Consider the following 14,575-nt stretch of genomic DNA (forward strand, 5'->3'; position numbering starts at 1 on the left):
CCACCGCAAACCTGGGAGGAAGCCAGGCCGTTGTTGCGGTCCATCTTGCGGCCGTCAACCTACGCCAGCTTGCGCCGACCTGGTGAGGCGGTCGCGTGGCGGCAGCCGGTGTCGGCGTTCGCACATGAGTTGGTGGCGCTGGACTTCCCGCAGGCGCGCCTCATCGTCACCGTCGCGAACACCAAGCAGTGGGGTGTGAGTTGGCGGGAGGCTTTCGCCGCCGGCCGAGACAATGTTGCAGCGCTTCACCCGGTGAGCACCGAGGTGTCGTGCACCGAGGCGCCGGCCTTCTACGACGTCGAGCAGGCGACCTACATCAGCTCGGCGATTCTGACGCCCGGGTGGCTGGCAGGGTTCGGCCGGCCTGAGGGTCCGCGCCCGGTGGCGTTTGTGCCCAGCGAAGACGTCTTGATCATCGGCAGCGACGACCCTGATGAGGGGGCGAAGTTCTTCGAGGTCGCCGAGAAGATGTATTGCGAGGCCGAAAGACCGGTCTCCCCAGAGGGATTCACCGTCCACGGCGGGCGGCTGGTCCCCTTCGACAAGGCCGGTCCGCATCCGTTAAGACGGTTGGCAGTGCGGGCGCGCACGTGCGCGGCGTTTCGCCAATACGAGGAACAGACCGAGTTCTTGAAGCAGGCCTACGAGGATGACCTGGTCGCGGTGTATGTGGCGGCCGCGCAAGTCATCGAAACCGGGCACGGCCTGGCCTCGGCCACCGTGTGGGGTGAAGGCGTGACCTACGACTTACCCGAGGTCGACTACATCGTGTTCATCGACAACAACCACGAGCAGTTCCTGGTGCCCTTCTCGGTGGTCGTCGACGTGGTCGGGATCGCGCCAACCTCGGCGGTGTTCCCGCGGCGCTATCGGGTCTCCGGGTGGCCCGAACCAGCACTGATGGAGTACCTGCGCCTGCACGCCGTGCCGCTGAATGCGCCCTGAGCGCCGCGTCGGCCGACGACGGTTCTACCGGCCACGGTCACCGATAGGTGATCCGGGAAGCCCGGGCGGCTGGTGGGTCAGCGCGCCGTGCGGTCGTCCGAGTAACGGCATCAGAAGTGGCGGCGAACCACTGCCCAAAATCCAGTTAAACCAAGCAAGCACACCGACACCGCGCTAAACAATGCGCCGAAAAAAATTCCGGCAACGATCTCACCGGCCGCGTAGCCGACCATACCTCCGGTCGCACAACGGATCACAGAAGCTACGACAGTGCTGACGCCAAGCAGTCCCGCAGTCAGCCATAGCCCATAGACGACACCACGCCGTCGCTGGCCCTCCGACGTCGCAGCCGCACGGTAAATAAACGAACCGAGCAACATACACACCGCCGAAGAAGCCATCAGAAGCTCAAAGACAGTCATGCCAAGCATCATCCTCTCGCGGTACGACATTCATCCTCGAAGGCGGCCGGCGACGCAGCACGCTGTGGTTGATGCCGCGCATCGGGCTAGGTGGGCGCCCGCGGGGCCGGTAGCATCGAATCCGCTGGTCGAGTCGTCAAGGAGGTGTGCCCCGTGGAACGTAGAACGCCGAAGAAGGTCGTGGTCTCGAAGGCTGCGGTGAAACGCTCTGCGATGCGCGCTGTGAAGGCGTCGGCCAAGTTGGAGGGACGGGTCGTTCCGGCCGGCCACCAACGATCGGCCGCAGCGCAGGCCTACCTCGCAAAGCAGCAGCCGCCGACGCGCTGATGCCCCTTCCGCTCATCGAGGGCCTGGGCGCGGCGCTGGAGGATCTGCGACGCCTATCCAGAAGACGCTGGCTCCGGTGTGGGTAGCCACACCTGGGGTCTGAGCGGGTGGATTCCGACTAAAATTCGTCCGGATCGTTCCGACGGAAACGGTCGCTCGGGTCGGTACTTCGTAGGTAGGTGCCTAAGAAGGGGCACCGTTGATCTCATGGAAGGACCACACAGCCGATGACCGAGCATCAGGACACCACCCCCGAACCGACATCCGAACGGCGTGGCCGGGTGGGCGCGATCACCCGCGCGGCTATGGCCGTGGCCGTCGGCATCGGCTACGGGTATTGCACCCACGATGTCGGCCAGGCCCTCACCGCTACCGGTGTGGCGCTGAGCTTGCTGCGCGAGACCTTCGGGCGGCCGTCGCGGTGAGCGCGGACTCCTGCCTGGTGTCCCGCGTGCGTGCCACACTTATGCCATGCCCGGCAATCGCACCAGGGTGAGCACAACGGTGGACGCCGATCTGCTCGCCAGCGCGCGCACACTGCGGGCCGGCGCCAAGGACCACGCCTTGTTCGATGAGGCCCTGGGGGCGCTCCTGGCCGCCAACCGGGCCGCCGAGGTCGACGCGAGCTACGCCGCCTACGACGAGCACCCGGCCGACGAGCCCGACCAGTGGGGCGAGGTCGCCGACTGGCGCCGGTCTGCGGGTCGAATATGACCCTGCCGGCGCGCGGTGAGCTGTGGTGGTGCGAGATCCCCGGCTCGGGCGCGCGGCCTGTCGTGGTGCTGTCCCGTGATGCGGCGATTCCGAAGTTGCGGCGTGTGCTCGTGGCGCCATGCACGACGACGGTGCGGGGACTGGCCAGCGAGGTGGTGCTCGACCCGAGTGGCGATCCGGTGCCCCAGCGTGCGGCGGTGAATCTGGATCTGGTGGAAAGTGTGCCGGTGGCGGCGCTGGGGACGCGGCTGGGTCGGCTAGCGGATTCGAGGATGGCGGCGGTGTGCGCCGCGTTGATCGTGGCGGTGGGCGGCCGTTGATTCAGCGGCGCCGGCGGCGTTCGGTGTCGAGGTCGACGACGTGCTGATGCTCGATGCCCCCGGCTGCGGTGGCGGTCTGGTGTTCGGCGACGGCGGCGGCGATGCGGTCAGCCATCTTGCTGATCATGTCGTCGGTGATGTAGACCTTGGCAGCCTGGCGGCCGATGCGCACGAGGCGGGCGACGTGGTCGAGGTCGTCAGAGATGTCCTGGCGGGCGGTGTCCTCGCTGACGGTGAGTCCGTGCCGGTCGGCGAGCAGGGAGACCAGCAGCGCGGCGCGGTCGTCGAGCCAGGGGGAGCGGCGTGCTTTCGTCATCGTGGCTGAACCGTACCGGCCGAGGGCGGCGCCGCGCGCCGTTCGGGTACTAGCAGTGCTCGCGCGTGATGGAGGCCATCGCACGGTTGCAGCGGGTCCTGGTGGCGCCGTGCACGACGACGGTGCGCGGGCTGTGCCAGCGAAGTGGTGTTGCAGCCCGAGGATGAGCCCGTGTCCCGTCCCGGGGCGGTGAACCTGGATCTGGTCGACTGCGTTCCCGTCGTCGCGCTGCATGCCCGCCTGGGGCGACTGGCTGAGGAGCCGATGCGGACGGTGTGCGCGGCGCTGGCTGTCGCTGTGGACTGGCGGGCTTGAGAAAAGGACGCTGCAATCGGCGCGCAAGTGTCGCCTGGTGTCACAGTTATCGGGGAGAATCGGGGCTAGTTGTTGGATTGATCCAGGTAGGAGACGTGGTGTGGCTGAGTTAGACGCCAATCCGGCTGATTTGGTGCGCTTCGCTGACGCCTATTCGCAGTTGGCGCACCGTGCGGCGCAGATTTCGCCGCAGGCCGCCGACGAGGTGCAGAAGGTGATCGACACCCACGGACCGATGGGCTATCCCACCGCGGTCGGGATCGCGGCCGGTCTGGCCAAGGCTGAAGGGCCGGTGCAGGCCAAGGTTGCTGATTTCAACACCTACGCCCAGCGGCTCACTGAGCACGCCGACACCTACACCCGGGTCGACGGCCAGGACGCACAGCGGTACAAGGCAGCGGACTTCTCCACCGATCTGCCCGGTACTGGGCAAGGCAAAGACTCCCCGGCCACGCCGTTGGACTCCAAGACGTGGAAGCCCGGCGACAAACGCCACATGCCTTACATCGCAGGCAAAGGCGGAAAGGGGCCGCCGAACACTGCCGATGCGCCGCCGTGGGTTGATATCTACGACAGGACCAAAGATCCTGATCAAGTTCCGCACAGTTTCGTGCGCTCCGATGAGATCCCCGGGGTGAAAGTCCTGCCGCCCAATCAATTAGGCCCGGCGCCGTTCTATGACGAACATGGCAACGAGATCCAATACGTTGAGCTGACCCCGAAGTCGGGGGTGTGGGTGCCGCAATCGGATTTCCCTGGCGCCAAGATGTATTCGCCGGGTGTTACGCCAAACCCTTTGCCGCCCTACGGGTATGACGAATGGCTGCCGGGCTCAGGGATCTATCTGTGGCATGGAGATATGGTTCCCGAGCCGTATAACCCGCATAGCATGCTGCCCGGGCAGACCACACCGCAATAACGCGCGCCCCTTCCAACCCTCCTGGGGGCGGGGAGGTTTTTGTCAGCTACGGCCCTGGGTGTGCGTTCGCCCAAAAGCACGCCCCAGTAGCGATTTTCGGGCGGCGGCCTCGGCGGCGGCACGAGTACGGCGTTGCGCGCGAAGGTCTCGGTCGAAGCGGCGGCGCAGGATGCGTTCTTCGCGCCAGCTGTGTTCGCTGTTGATCAGCCGGCTCATCTGAGTGTCGGTGAGGCTGGCAAGATCGCCGGCGCTATCGTGGGCGGCGATGACGATGTCGCCGCGCAGCAGGGGCACCTCGTGGGCGGTGAAGCGGGTGGTGGCCAGCAGCAACCCCGTCGCCTGACGGTTGACCCGCAGCCACGGGCTGTGACTGAACCAGAAATCGAGCACGCCGTCGCTACTGGTGAGCACTTGCAGTCGATCGCCGCGGACCAGGTCGGCGATGTCGGCCACACACCAAGGCTCGATCTTGTACAGCTCTTCGTTATGGCTGGCCAGAAGCGTAATCATGATCTTGGATCCTTCGCTACTTTCCTTCAGGTCGAACCTCGGACGGGGAGCGGTAGACAACAGATCGGCCGGAAAGAATTGCGGCGCAGACTAATCGCATTCGTCTAAATTCGGATGGTAACAACCCGAGCGGACACCGTCGGTCGATCAATGACCGATGGCTGCAGAGGCCCTATAAGGTACTCGTTTGCCCGGTGAGTTTTGGTGACGCGAGTGCGGGCCGGGCCGCCGCCAATGCCATGGCTCGATAGCCGGATACGACTGCGCGGTCTCCCGCTTTCCGCTTAGATCGGGTCCATGGATCTTGATCGGCTCCGTGACGGAGATGTCACAAGTCATCGCCGTATTGACGCTGATCTTGGGGTACTCGGGCGCCACCTCGTCGTCATCTCAGGGATAGCTTGTCCGAACTGGAAGATCAACGACGATAACCGCCATGCGGACAAGTGCGTTCTTCATCTGCGCGAGCGGGTCGACGACATAGAAGGCACGCCCGCGGTGTTCGTCGGATTGGCGAGCGTCGCCAATGGGGAATCGGAATACACCTTCGCCACCGACGCCGCGACCGTCGACGTGGACGACGCCGGCGAGCTTGTGCTCCATACTGACCTCGTCCTCATCGGTGAGTGGTCGGCGCTTTCCCGTTTCAGCTACCAGATCGTGCTGACCACACGCAAAGTGGTCGCGGAGATCTCAGGCACCATCTCGTGGCCGACACAGTGGTTCCGGCCGCCTACACCGGATCCCGCTGGCGTTTCGGGAATCTTCACCGTGGTGGCCAATAGGCGGGAGATTACCGAAAAAAATAGTGGCCCCGGGCAATTCGGTGAATTCACTGAGGTGCTCACACCGATTACGCCTGGGGAGATTGTTTCTGTGAGCATCGATGAAGAAACCACCCGGGCTGTATATCGAATCGTCGAACCTCCCAAGGGGCTCGAACTGAAAGTCACCGTGGCACAAGATGGCAGCCTCGGCGACGGTGTCCTATTCGATGCACCACATGGCGACCTCGTGACCCTCACCGTCGCCCAGCCGACGCGCTCCGACATCGACTTCACCGCTTCTTTGAAGAAGAAGCTGGGATGACTGCACCGCTTATCCCGCCAGAATCGCAGGTCCTGCGCATACCAGTCGCCGGCCCCTACCCGTATAACACTCTCGCGTACGTCCAGTATCTCGTGACGAGGGAAGATCTTGAGAGCCTTACGATTTCCATCGCGGCCGGCCAGATTGTGCGCGAGACTTTTCGTTCTCCCAGCCCACTCATACTGCACGGATTTGACTCGACAGACCAGCGCCAAAAGCGCGTAGAGCACTCCTCGACGGCAGTCTTGACGTCCCTGGCGGCCAGCGACGCCGAACCCTTCACCGCCGCAGTCGACAGCATTGGGATTGACGCGCAAGTTGATGACGAGAGCGGCCAGGTGTTCTTCACGTTCTCGCAGGCGAAGCGGTATGTCTACAGCAGCCCTTTTTTCGACAAGCAACTTAACTTCGCGATCCGGTTCAGCAGCTGGGTGCTGCTCTACGAGCCGCGCCCCGAGGGGCCCGACGAACGGGACAAAGCGCGCAACCTACACGCCCGTGTGCCCGTTGGGCCGCCCCCTGTGAAGCACTTTGGCGACGTCGGCGGGCAATGACATCGCCGTTATCGAATCAGCTGGCCGGCCGTAGGCTCGACCCTGCACAACTGTCCGTTGTGCCTAGCCAGAAGCGTGATCATGCTTCTCTTCTGCGTTGGTAGGTGTGACCCGAGCGCGCCGCGTCTACCCGAACGTATCGCCTGTTAGGCCGCTGTGCGCCATTGTGGGCCATCGAACGGCGAAGGCCCGCGGAGTACTCCATCCAGGCGCAGCAGGAGCCGCAAATGCGGGTTGGTCTCCGGAGGGTTTGCCTGCACGACGCTTAGACGCGCTTGGCCGCCGGAGATCACTGCGCTGACGTAGTCGATCAGGGGGTCGGGCACGTACCCCAAGTGCAGGTCGCGGTGAGTGATCCTGATGGCCGATGGGTTCACCGGGTTGTCGGGTACACGCTGTAGTCCCAGCACGGTGTCGCGTGTCAGCGCCGAAATTGCGCGGCTGGCCTCATCAGTGCAGTAACGGATGCCGTGCGCCAAGAACCGCGCCTCGGTGCGCCCCCTGGCCTGGTCAATCTGTGGTAGCGCAATGAGTTCGATCGTGTCGCCCTCTCGATATCCGCCCGAGGCGGTGAGAATCTCCCACGAATCAGCGTCTTCAGCCAGGTTCAGGCTCGCCAAGTACTGTGGCCTGTCGGCTCGCTTGGCGCCGATGACGCGCTCGGCGAACGCGGAAAACAGGTGGGCGCGACGATAGCGGCGGCCGACGTCGCTGAAGCCGATCAGCGGCACAAACGACGGATGCCGCACTGCCGCCTGCAAATACGCGAACTCGAAGGTTCCGTCGACGAGTTTGTCGAGGAAGCCTATTGCCCGATACGTGCCGTCAGGGTCGCGTCGGGTCACGATGAGCCGCGCCACCGTTGCGGGAGTCCGGATCCCGTTGGTGCGAATCAGAAGACCGCTATGCGCCATCGATCAGCCGCCTCCGATTCACTGCGAGAACTTCGGTAACAAACCTACGGGTTACCTCTGACATGTCGGGTATTGATTGCACGATATCTTCGCATGCATGGTCGCTGACCTGCGATATTTGCCGCATCCAGTGGGCGCGCGCCGGTGGGCTTGCCGCCTGAAGCGCATGCAACCCCAGCTCGACCAGTGTCAGCGGGCCTGAGTCAGGAAACCGAGAGGCTTTCCCGCGTCGGGACCATGTTTCGATGCCCTCCTCGAGCGCCCGCGCGTGCAGGGCTTCGCCGTACCCGCTGCCCAGGGCACTGCCGTGATCGAAGCTGTGGGCCAGGCGCATGACGCCGCTCGGCGCCTGGACCAGCGCCCAGTTGTAGGCGTGACGGTCGGTATTGACGATCCAGGCGTCCAACACGAGGTAGCCGACGAATACGTCGAACGCCGGCCACGCCTCGTACGGGGTTTCCGGTGGCCCGCTCAGCCCGGCGAGCGCCTGCGCGATCGCGTCCATGGTGTGTCCGTGGCCAGTGTCGGCGTCGAAGGCGTCGTCGAATTCCTCAAGCCGACTCGCTCCTGCGCTGAGCACCCACCCACTCGGCCGCACATCGCGGCTGATCGAGCCCCGGACCGGTCGGTGATCGCTGAGCTGCACCGACAGGGCCAATTCCGTTGTCGCGGCCGGCACCGTCATGAGGTGGGCCAGTTCGAATGAGATCTTCTCCGCCCAGTCGTCCCCTCGGACCAGCACGTCGGGCGTGTCTCCACGCTGTTGGCGCTGTGTGGAGAGCAACAACTCCTTGGTTCGGCGCGGCTTGAACAACCACTCTCGGCCCGCGTACGGGCTGCGTTCGGGGGGAATGAACCACCGCTTGCTTTCATCACCACCAGGTTCGCGTTCACCACGCACCCATCCCGCCCCGGCGAGGTCGACGACGGTAAATGCCACAACCCAGCGTAAACACCCATACGAGCGGGCAGGGTCAACAACGCCGGCGACAAGCACGGGGGTCTCCAACCGTGGGCCGCGGCTCAAATGAACCCCCGCGAGCGCTTTTAGCCGCGGTCCTTGTCGGTAATCGCCTGCAACGCAGAGTGATAACGGACGATCTGCATGCGCACCAGGTCGAGTTGCTGCAGTGTGGCCGCCAGCGTAGTGGTGGTGTTCCCGTAGGTCGCATAGCTCGTGGCGCCGAGGAGATCGACGCCAAGGGGCTCAGCCGGGTGGTCGCGGGCCTCGGTGATGTCGTTGCGGATCGCCTCGAGCTCGACCTCGACGCGCGCGATCAAATCCGCCGCGCGTTGCAGGTGTCGGTCGCGCTGCCGCAGCACGAGCTGTCGGCAGTGCTGCCAGGTGGGCACATTGGCCGCGGGCAGGTAGGCGTGTCCGCGGGCAGATCTCAGCGCTTGCGGCAGCAGCTCATCAGCGATCAGCAACTGCAGCGTGTCAGCGCTGATACCGCAGAGTTTCGCGGCCTCGGAGAGCTTGAGGCCTTGCGGCTCTTGAGGATTGGTCACTGGTCAGCGGCCTTTGCGTAGTACGTGCACCCGGGTTTTCGGGGCGATCAGCGGAGCACCTTTGGGGCCCTTGATGTAGTCGCCGATGTACTTGGGTTTGCGCCAGCTGTGGTTGGGGCCCCAGGCCTGCTGGCGCCAGTGGCCCGCGACGGGGAAGCGGTGGTTGTAGGTGCGGCCGGGCTCGGCGCCGGGTTCATAGGTGGCTGCTCGGGCACGCAGGTCGACGATCGTCACGGTTGAGGGTTCTCGCGGCGGTCGCTCTGGGGGCTGGTGATCATCTTCGATGTCAGCCGGTTGGGGCTCCGGGGGTCGAGGAGATCCGATGGTGCGGGTTTCGGCGACGTTGGCTTGGGCCATGAGTAACCAGGCCGCTCCTACGACGCTGACGAAGGGGTGCGCGCTTTCGGTGTTGTTGGCTTCCTCAGTACGCGGGACGTCGGGTTTGGCCATGATGGTTTGCGCTGCCCAGACCGGGGAGGTGGTGTCGGCGAGCCGTAACACCTCAGGGTTTTGGTCCTCGCGTGAGAACGGCACCAATTGGAGCAGGCCATCTGGTCTGCTCCACCACCACACGCCGTCCCAGGAGATGTCGATGATGGTGGCGACGTCTGGGGTGAGGCCTTGGGCGATGTAGGCCGGGTTGTTCAGCCCGGCCTCCACCGCGTCGGGTTTGAGTGTTCCCGAAGGGACGGTGCCCGCGGATTTCGCCCAGCACAGCATGCCGGTGGGAGCCGGTAACGCGGCTGCCGGTGTCCATTCCGGTAGGGATTGGGCAGCATCCAAAACGACGTCGACCATGTCGCGGGCGACCCAGTAGAGCTCCGCGGTGCGCAGGGCCTGGGCTTCGGCTCTGATGATGGGGGCGGTGTCGGCGAATCTCGCGATCAGACGTTGGATCCTTTTCGCCGTGGCGATGTCGTGCGCTGAGGCATCCGGCGGTGGTGGGACCTTGTACTGGTCGAATGAGATCTCCGCTGTGGCCTCGAGCGCGCTGCACCACTGCCGGCGGATGATCGGAACGCTCGTCGCCGCCCAGGGCGCGCCGCGCCGCCGGCTCATGGCAGCTCGGGGACTGAGTCGATGCGCCTGCTTTCCGCGGCGCTGACGATCAGGCACTTGATGTGGGCGAGCCGCATGCCAAATATTCTGCGACACCATCCGCCCCGGCCGGGCGGCACCTATCGACATTGTGTGGCACGGACGGCGAAGAGATCGCGCGCTCAGTCGCTCTGGCAGGCCGCAGCCGCGGCCGCGCGGTCTTTGACGGTGATCGGCAGCTGGTACTTGACGGTGACGGTGAGATAGCGGATGACGTAGGGGCATTTGTCGATCGCGGGTAGCCATTCGGACAGGGTGGAGTCGCCTTTGCTGCTGTTGGCTGAGCTGGATACCGCGACGAGTTCGGTCATGTCGTTGGCGAAGATCCGGCGCTGCTGCAAATCCCATTGGGCCGCACCTGCATTCCAGGAAGCCCGCAGCGGCACGATGTGATCGACCGCCACGTGTTTGAGGTCGACGATTTGCCCGGTGTAGGGATCGGGCTCTAGCCGGCCCGCGATGACCTTGCAGTTCCGCGTTCCCGGCTTGTATTCGATGTCGTGTAACGCGGTGTGCAGCAGGCGGTTGCGGGTGTCGCAGCCGGTGTGATCGAGGGGATCGTTCCAGGCGGGGCCGAACACGCAGCCGTGTCCTTTTCCGCATCCGCGGTCATACCCGGGTGCGGGGTTTATCTGGTCGACGATGCGTACCTGTGCGAGTAGGCCGGCCACGGAGCCAGTCGCCCGCGGCGGCGCCGCTGGGCCGGCTTGGCTGACACCGAGGTGGGCGCAGCCGACAGTGATCGCCGCGGCCGCAGCCACGGCCCACCGGCTGGCGCGGTGCCTTCGGGTTGTGGTCTCGGTGGCGTGCACGTTGCCGACCGTAACGCCGTCTCATGACAGGGCGATCAATTCGTCCGTCGGCACAGCGCGGTTGCCCCTTGGGGCGTCGAGCTGTTGCGTCGGTGATGTCGGTTCGGTCGTCGATAATGGGCTGGTGTCTGAGCCTTTGCACAGTAGTCGGCAGGCGCCGAAACTGCCTCCCGCGCGAATCCAAGATCTGACGATGTTGGTTCGAGTTCCTGGCCGGCCCGAGGCGATCCGCGCGTTCACTGATGCCGAGCACGCTCTCGCCGAGCACTATGCCTCCCAAGAAGGGGGCGTGATTACCACGCTCGGGAGTGACTGACACTGCTATACGCGGCGGACGCCACGATGGGTGAGCATGAAAGAGGTGGGCGGTGGATCGATTTCAGCCGCGCGGTGTTCGAGTTCGCGTGCGTTCTGGCTGCCACGAAGTCCGACGGCTGGCCGGATGATCCGTGGGAATTCTGGGAGAAGCCGTGGCATTGGGACAACGCGCATGCGCTGTGGGAAAGGCTCGGCAAGCCGCGGCGGCCCCACCCGAGGTGGGCCCGTTTCGTTCACGCGGTGGACACCCATGGCGAGGTTGCGGCACTTGCTGAGCTGGAGGAGTCCGGCGCGCTCACTCCGCTGTGGTGGGAGAACGACAGTGAGTGGTCGGCCTTCGCGGCTGCTTTTGCAGCGGCGGGTCACCGCTACGTCGCCGCGGCGCCGTTCCTGGGCGAGGGCGACACCGGCCTGGTGTTTCGCTGGGTCTTCGACGAACCACATAGAGCCTGGGTGGAGCTCGGCCGGCCCCGGCCACATGCGCGTGGCTGGGCCGAATTCGTGATCGGGTGGAGGTTCGTTGAGCCGACATCTCGAAATGACTGACGGGAGGTGGCGCCGGTACGATCGACGCGAGCGGTTCTTCCGAGGCGGCGATGACGCCCCGCGGAGCGCTCGGCGATGGCTATCTTGTAATGGCGCTCGAAAGCTCCCCTTCAGCATCAACTTTCGTGAGGATTGCTGTGCGCGACGAATTGTTTTCCGGCTTCAGCGAAACCGGGTGGGATGAGGCACCCTGGGATGCCGAACCCAGGTTCACTGCCGACGAGCTGCAGATTCTGCTCAATCCGACGCTATCGGCCGCGGAGGCCGCCGAGCGCGTCGGCTGCGTGGTGCGCGACGTTCTTCGGCTGCGCCGAACAGCCTAAAAGCAACAGGCTGACACCCGTGACTTTCAGCGCTGTTCTGAATCCCTGTGTGGCAGTGAGTCGCTTGCGCCTGATGCTGCGCGCATGAGGACGTCGGTGGCAACGACGAGGTCACCGCGTTGTTCGACGAGGCCGTTGCGGCGCAGCTGGCCGAGGTAGGTCGAAAAGGTGCCGCCACTGACGCTCACATCGGCTGCCTGGGCGATCTGATCTCTGGTCAACCCGTTCGGGTAGGCGTCGATGGCTGCTTGGAGCATTCGCGCCGCTCCGGCGCGCAGGATGCCGAGGTAGTGCTGCTGGAGCTCTTGGGCGGTCATGGGTTTGGGCCGGTGGCCGACGTATTGCCAGCCGGCCTCGGTCAAGGTGAACCCGGTGGCGTTTTCATCGATGAGTCCTGCGCGGCGCAGTTGTCCGAGGTAGGTCGACCAGGTGCCGCCGGTGTGCTTCATTCGCGCGACCGTGGCCCACTGGGATTTGGTGAGTCGCAGCGGGGCCATTCGAGCCAGCGCGGTGATCATGCGGTGCGCTCCGGAGCGAAACCGCAACGGCGCGTCACTGTTTGGTTCGGCCGGTTGGCCGAGGGTGGTGGGGGAGCATGGGTCGCCGTTGTGCTGTGCGGTGGCAGCGTTGGTGGGGCGTGGTTGGCTCGGGTGCTTGGGCTCGGCAGGCCGTGTCGAGGATGTGGTCTCGTGCGCTGGTGCGGTAGGCGGTGCCGGCGCGGTGGTGAGGGTGTGCAGTGCCGAGTTGATCAGTTCGGCCGCTGATCGCAGTGACTTGACGACGTGGGGGTCTTCGTGACGTCGTGTCTGAAGGTCGGTCAGTTGTGCGCGCAGTGTGGCGATTTCACTCTCGCGCTGCTCGAGGAGCTGCGCGGCGGCGGACGCCTGCTGGGTCGCCTGGTCTGCGCGTGCGCTGGCGGCGGCGAGTTGGCTGCGCAGGGACTGTATTTCGGCGTGAAGAGTGTGTGGGTCGTTGTGGTGGGCGCGTTCTCGTGTTGCGGCGATCTCTGCGCCGAGTTTGTCGAGGTCGATGTCGGCGCGTTTCTTCGGGACCACCCGTGTTTGTCCTGGCTTGGGTGTGGCGTGCGAATCGAAGGTGCTGAACATCGGAAACGTTGTGCGCTTGAGGATTCGGAGGAACCCGGGGCTCCACACCCATCCTTCGCCTACGGCCAGTGATGGCAGGGATGCTATGACTTGGCGGGCGGTGGTGTCGTCGTGGTCGGCGTTGACGTTGATCCAGTCTTGGACGGCTTTGATCGAGCGGGGTCCGGTCATGCGGAGCAGGATCACCGTCTCCATCAGTTCCAGTACGGATTTTGCGGTTTCTTGTGCGCGCTGACTGACCACTGTGAGGCCCAGGCCGCGGTGGCGGCCGCGTTTGGCGAGGTCTTCCATTGCACCCAAAAGTCGCGCGGTGTCGGCTGATACGCGCTGGGGGATGAGGACGTCGGCTTCTTCGATCACCACGTGGAGGGGGTCGCGGTTGCGGTGGTAGAGCCGTTCGGCGAATGCGGTGGCAAATGTGCGTGCTTGTGCCTTGCTCATGTGTGATAGGTCCAGCACGGCGGGGATCCGGTCGTCGACGATGAGGTCTGCGAGTAACTGGCCGGCGGTTGGTTCCAGGGGTACGTCGTGGTGGTCTCCGCCGAAGATGACGAAGGGCAGGCCTGGGCCCTTGCCGTCGGCGCTGGAGCGGATGCCCCACCAGTCGCCTTTGACGTCGAGTACGACCACTGGCAGGCCGGCGGTGTGCATGAGTTCGACGAGTCGGTGTGTGACGGCGGATTTTCCGCCGCCGCGGTTGGCTAGTACCGCGACACCGGCGGTCACGATTTCAGGTGGCAGCTGGACGCCAGGCGCGAGGTCGATTGCGCCTGGTCTTGTGGTGTCGGCCTGGGTGCTCATGCTGGCCTCATGGGGCGACGATAGCGCCGTAGAGCGACGTTGCGGCTTTTTACCTGACGCGGGTGGTGGCGGCTGCGACGAAGGCTGTGCAGGCGGCGGGGTCTTTGCGGCCGGTCGCGGATTTGAGGCGGCTGTTGGCGTCGACGCCGAATGGGTGGACGGTGTCGATGGCTTGGCCGACGTTGTCTGCGGCCAGGCCGCCGGCGAGGATGACCGGCAGCGGGTGGAGGCGTTCGACGATGCGACGGCTGGTGGTCCAGTCGTGCGTGAGGCCGGTGCCGCCCAAACGGGTTTCGGTGCGGCTATCGAGCAGGAGCGCGTGGGCGGCGGTGGCTGCTTCGTCGGCTTCGTCGATGCTCTGCGAGCCGGTGATGTGCACGGTGCGAATAATGCGGCGGTGTGCGCGGTGGCGCCAGAGTTCGCGCGCGGCAGTGGCGGTCAGCTCGCCGTGGACTTGGATGGTGTCGACGCCGAGGAGGTCTGCCACTTCGCAGATGCGGGAGGCCTCCGTGAGGTGGGTGACCAGCACCGTGGAAACGAACACCGGGGTGGCCGCGGCGAGGTGTTGGGCTTGTTCGATGTCGAGTTCATCTTCGCTGAGGTGTGTGGTGCCAACGATCAGTCCTATTGCGTCGGCGCCGGCGGTGACCGCGGCCGCCAGGTCGTCAGTGGTGCCGATGCCGCAAATCTTCACGCGCACAGCAGGATTCATGGCGG

20 protein-coding genes and 1 pseudogene are annotated in these 14,575 nt (G+C 65.0%); 11 read left to right on the forward strand and 10 right to left on the reverse strand.

Annotated features, from left to right (window positions below):
- Positions 1-69: 69 nt before the first annotated feature.
- Positions 70-945: a DUF1444 domain-containing protein gene (locus AC2VON_RS21150; protein ID WP_155766721.1), complete on the forward strand. Its 876-nt coding sequence runs from the start codon at positions 70-72 to the stop codon at positions 943-945.
- A gap of 110 nt (positions 946-1,055) precedes the next feature.
- Here the strand turns inward: AC2VON_RS21150 and AC2VON_RS21155 are convergent, their stop codons facing one another.
- Positions 1,056-1,367: a hypothetical protein gene (locus AC2VON_RS21155; RefSeq protein WP_139813872.1), complete on the reverse strand. Its 312-nt coding sequence runs from the start codon at positions 1,365-1,367 to the stop codon at positions 1,056-1,058.
- Between the two features lie 153 nt (positions 1,368-1,520).
- Between AC2VON_RS21155 and AC2VON_RS21160 the strand changes: the two genes are divergently transcribed.
- The 4 genes from AC2VON_RS21160 to AC2VON_RS21175 all read left to right on the forward strand — a co-directional run bounded on the left by AC2VON_RS21160 (position 1,521) and on the right by AC2VON_RS21175 (position 2,728).
- Positions 1,521-1,694 (forward strand): hypothetical protein, encoded by a 174-nt coding sequence (locus AC2VON_RS21160; protein WP_486954650.1) that lies wholly within the window; start codon positions 1,521-1,523, stop codon positions 1,692-1,694.
- 227 nt (positions 1,695-1,921) lie between these two features.
- A complete protein-coding gene (locus AC2VON_RS21165; protein WP_036473391.1) occupies positions 1,922-2,119 on the forward strand; it encodes a hypothetical protein in 198 nt (65 codons plus the stop codon).
- Between the two features lie 46 nt (positions 2,120-2,165).
- A complete protein-coding gene (locus tag AC2VON_RS21170; RefSeq protein ID WP_036473390.1) occupies positions 2,166-2,408 on the forward strand; it encodes a hypothetical protein in 243 nt (80 codons plus the stop codon).
- Positions 2,405-2,728 (forward strand): type II toxin-antitoxin system PemK/MazF family toxin, encoded by a 324-nt coding sequence (locus AC2VON_RS21175; RefSeq protein ID WP_036473389.1) that lies wholly within the window; start codon positions 2,405-2,407, stop codon positions 2,726-2,728. Before AC2VON_RS21170 ends, AC2VON_RS21175 begins: the two co-directional genes overlap by 4 nt.
- A gap of 1 nt (position 2,729) precedes the next feature.
- On the opposite strand, the gene AC2VON_RS21180 is transcribed toward AC2VON_RS21175, so the two are convergent.
- Positions 2,730-3,044: a hypothetical protein gene (locus AC2VON_RS21180; protein WP_036473388.1), complete on the reverse strand. Its 315-nt coding sequence runs from the start codon at positions 3,042-3,044 to the stop codon at positions 2,730-2,732.
- Between AC2VON_RS21180 and AC2VON_RS21185 the strand changes: the two are divergent.
- Both AC2VON_RS21185 and AC2VON_RS21190 read left to right on the forward strand, forming a co-directional pair.
- Positions 3,043-3,359, forward strand: a pseudogene (locus AC2VON_RS21185) (type II toxin-antitoxin system PemK/MazF family toxin). The gene AC2VON_RS21180 and the pseudogene AC2VON_RS21185 overlap by 2 nt on opposite strands.
- Before the next feature lie 100 nt (positions 3,360-3,459).
- The gene (locus AC2VON_RS21190) at positions 3,460-4,278 is read left to right on the forward strand and encodes a type VII secretion target (protein WP_051641669.1); all 819 of its coding nucleotides are present in this window, start codon (positions 3,460-3,462) and stop codon (positions 4,276-4,278) included.
- A 42-nt stretch (positions 4,279-4,320) separates the two neighbouring features.
- On the opposite strand, the gene AC2VON_RS21195 is transcribed toward AC2VON_RS21190, so the two are convergent.
- Positions 4,321-4,788: a hypothetical protein gene (locus AC2VON_RS21195; RefSeq protein WP_051641668.1), complete on the reverse strand. Its 468-nt coding sequence runs from the start codon at positions 4,786-4,788 to the stop codon at positions 4,321-4,323.
- 297 nt (positions 4,789-5,085) lie between these two features.
- On the opposite strand from AC2VON_RS21195, the gene AC2VON_RS21200 reads away from it, so the two are divergent.
- Both AC2VON_RS21200 and AC2VON_RS21205 read left to right on the forward strand, forming a co-directional pair.
- The gene (locus tag AC2VON_RS21200; protein WP_139813871.1) at positions 5,086-5,877 is read left to right on the forward strand and encodes a hypothetical protein; all 792 of its coding nucleotides are present in this window, start codon (positions 5,086-5,088) and stop codon (positions 5,875-5,877) included.
- Positions 5,874-6,431: a hypothetical protein gene (locus AC2VON_RS21205; protein WP_036473380.1), complete on the forward strand. Its 558-nt coding sequence runs from the start codon at positions 5,874-5,876 to the stop codon at positions 6,429-6,431. Before AC2VON_RS21200 ends, AC2VON_RS21205 begins: the two co-directional genes overlap by 4 nt.
- A gap of 146 nt (positions 6,432-6,577) precedes the next feature.
- Here the strand turns inward: AC2VON_RS21205 and AC2VON_RS21210 are convergent, their stop codons facing one another.
- The 5 genes from AC2VON_RS21210 to AC2VON_RS21230 form a co-directional block, all read right to left on the reverse strand.
- On the reverse strand, positions 6,578-7,345 hold the full coding sequence (locus tag AC2VON_RS21210) for an HIRAN domain-containing protein (RefSeq protein ID WP_051641667.1): 768 nt from the start codon (positions 7,343-7,345) through the stop codon (positions 6,578-6,580).
- On the reverse strand, positions 7,335-8,285 hold the full coding sequence (locus tag AC2VON_RS21215) for a HipA domain-containing protein (RefSeq protein WP_036473378.1): 951 nt from the start codon (positions 8,283-8,285) through the stop codon (positions 7,335-7,337). The genes AC2VON_RS21210 and AC2VON_RS21215 overlap by 11 nt, the downstream gene beginning before the upstream one ends.
- A 107-nt stretch (positions 8,286-8,392) precedes the next feature.
- The gene (locus AC2VON_RS21220) at positions 8,393-8,854 is read right to left on the reverse strand and encodes a MerR family transcriptional regulator (protein WP_036473376.1); all 462 of its coding nucleotides are present in this window, start codon (positions 8,852-8,854) and stop codon (positions 8,393-8,395) included.
- Positions 8,855-8,857: 3 nt separating this feature from the next.
- On the reverse strand, positions 8,858-9,913 hold the full coding sequence (locus tag AC2VON_RS21225) for a hypothetical protein (RefSeq protein WP_036473372.1): 1,056 nt from the start codon (positions 9,911-9,913) through the stop codon (positions 8,858-8,860).
- Between the two features lie 161 nt (positions 9,914-10,074).
- Positions 10,075-10,764, reverse strand: coding sequence for an HNH endonuclease family protein (locus AC2VON_RS21230; protein ID WP_051641665.1), 690 nt, complete (start codon positions 10,762-10,764; stop codon positions 10,075-10,077).
- A gap of 342 nt (positions 10,765-11,106) precedes the next feature.
- Between AC2VON_RS21230 and AC2VON_RS21235 the strand changes: the two genes are divergently transcribed.
- Positions 11,107-11,628, forward strand: a complete 522-nt coding sequence (locus AC2VON_RS21235) for a hypothetical protein (RefSeq protein ID WP_084954308.1) — start codon at positions 11,107-11,109, stop codon at positions 11,626-11,628.
- 137 nt (positions 11,629-11,765) lie between these two features.
- Positions 11,766-11,951 carry a hypothetical protein gene (locus tag AC2VON_RS21240; RefSeq protein ID WP_036473362.1) on the forward strand — a complete coding sequence of 62 codons (186 nt, stop codon included), beginning with the start codon at positions 11,766-11,768 and terminating at the stop codon, positions 11,949-11,951.
- A gap of 26 nt (positions 11,952-11,977) precedes the next feature.
- Here AC2VON_RS21240 and AC2VON_RS21245 read toward each other — a convergent pair whose 3' ends face one another.
- Positions 11,978-13,858, reverse strand: coding sequence for an ATP-binding protein (locus tag AC2VON_RS21245; RefSeq protein ID WP_051641664.1), 1,881 nt, complete (start codon positions 13,856-13,858; stop codon positions 11,978-11,980).
- 49 nt (positions 13,859-13,907) lie between these two features.
- Complete coding sequence (locus AC2VON_RS21250; RefSeq protein WP_051641663.1) at positions 13,908-14,558, reverse strand: phosphoribosylanthranilate isomerase; 651 nt, start codon at positions 14,556-14,558, stop codon at positions 13,908-13,910.
- Between the last annotated feature and the right edge of the window lie 17 nt (positions 14,559-14,575).

It is taken from the genome of Mycobacterium sp. TH-M82 (assembly GCF_057473605.1).

Excerpts from the sequence above, each read along its gene's own strand:
- AC2VON_RS21155 (WP_139813872.1), bottom strand. The coding sequence starts at position 1,367 with ATGACTGTCTTTGAGCTTCTGATGGCTTCTTCGGCGGTGTGTATGTTG.
- AC2VON_RS21165 (WP_036473391.1), top strand. The coding sequence starts at position 1,922 with ATGACCGAGCATCAGGACACCACCCCCGAACCGACATCCGAACGGCGT.
- AC2VON_RS21170 (WP_036473390.1), top strand. The coding sequence starts at position 2,166 with ATGCCCGGCAATCGCACCAGGGTGAGCACAACGGTGGACGCCGATCTG.
- AC2VON_RS21175 (WP_036473389.1), top strand. The coding sequence starts at position 2,405 with ATGACCCTGCCGGCGCGCGGTGAGCTGTGGTGGTGCGAGATCCCCGGC.
- AC2VON_RS21180 (WP_036473388.1), bottom strand. The coding sequence starts at position 3,044 with ATGACGAAAGCACGCCGCTCCCCCTGGCTCGACGACCGCGCCGCGCTG.
- AC2VON_RS21195 (WP_051641668.1), bottom strand. The coding sequence starts at position 4,788 with ATGATTACGCTTCTGGCCAGCCATAACGAAGAGCTGTACAAGATCGAG.
- AC2VON_RS21200 (WP_139813871.1), top strand. The coding sequence starts at position 5,086 with ATGGATCTTGATCGGCTCCGTGACGGAGATGTCACAAGTCATCGCCGT.
- AC2VON_RS21205 (WP_036473380.1), top strand. The coding sequence starts at position 5,874 with ATGACTGCACCGCTTATCCCGCCAGAATCGCAGGTCCTGCGCATACCA.
- AC2VON_RS21210 (WP_051641667.1), bottom strand. The coding sequence starts at position 7,345 with ATGGCGCATAGCGGTCTTCTGATTCGCACCAACGGGATCCGGACTCCC.
- AC2VON_RS21225 (WP_036473372.1), bottom strand. The coding sequence starts at position 9,913 with ATGAGCCGGCGGCGCGGCGCGCCCTGGGCGGCGACGAGCGTTCCGATC.
- AC2VON_RS21235 (WP_084954308.1), top strand. The coding sequence starts at position 11,107 with ATGGGTGAGCATGAAAGAGGTGGGCGGTGGATCGATTTCAGCCGCGCG.
- AC2VON_RS21245 (WP_051641664.1), bottom strand. The coding sequence starts at position 13,858 with ATGAGCACCCAGGCCGACACCACAAGACCAGGCGCAATCGACCTCGCG.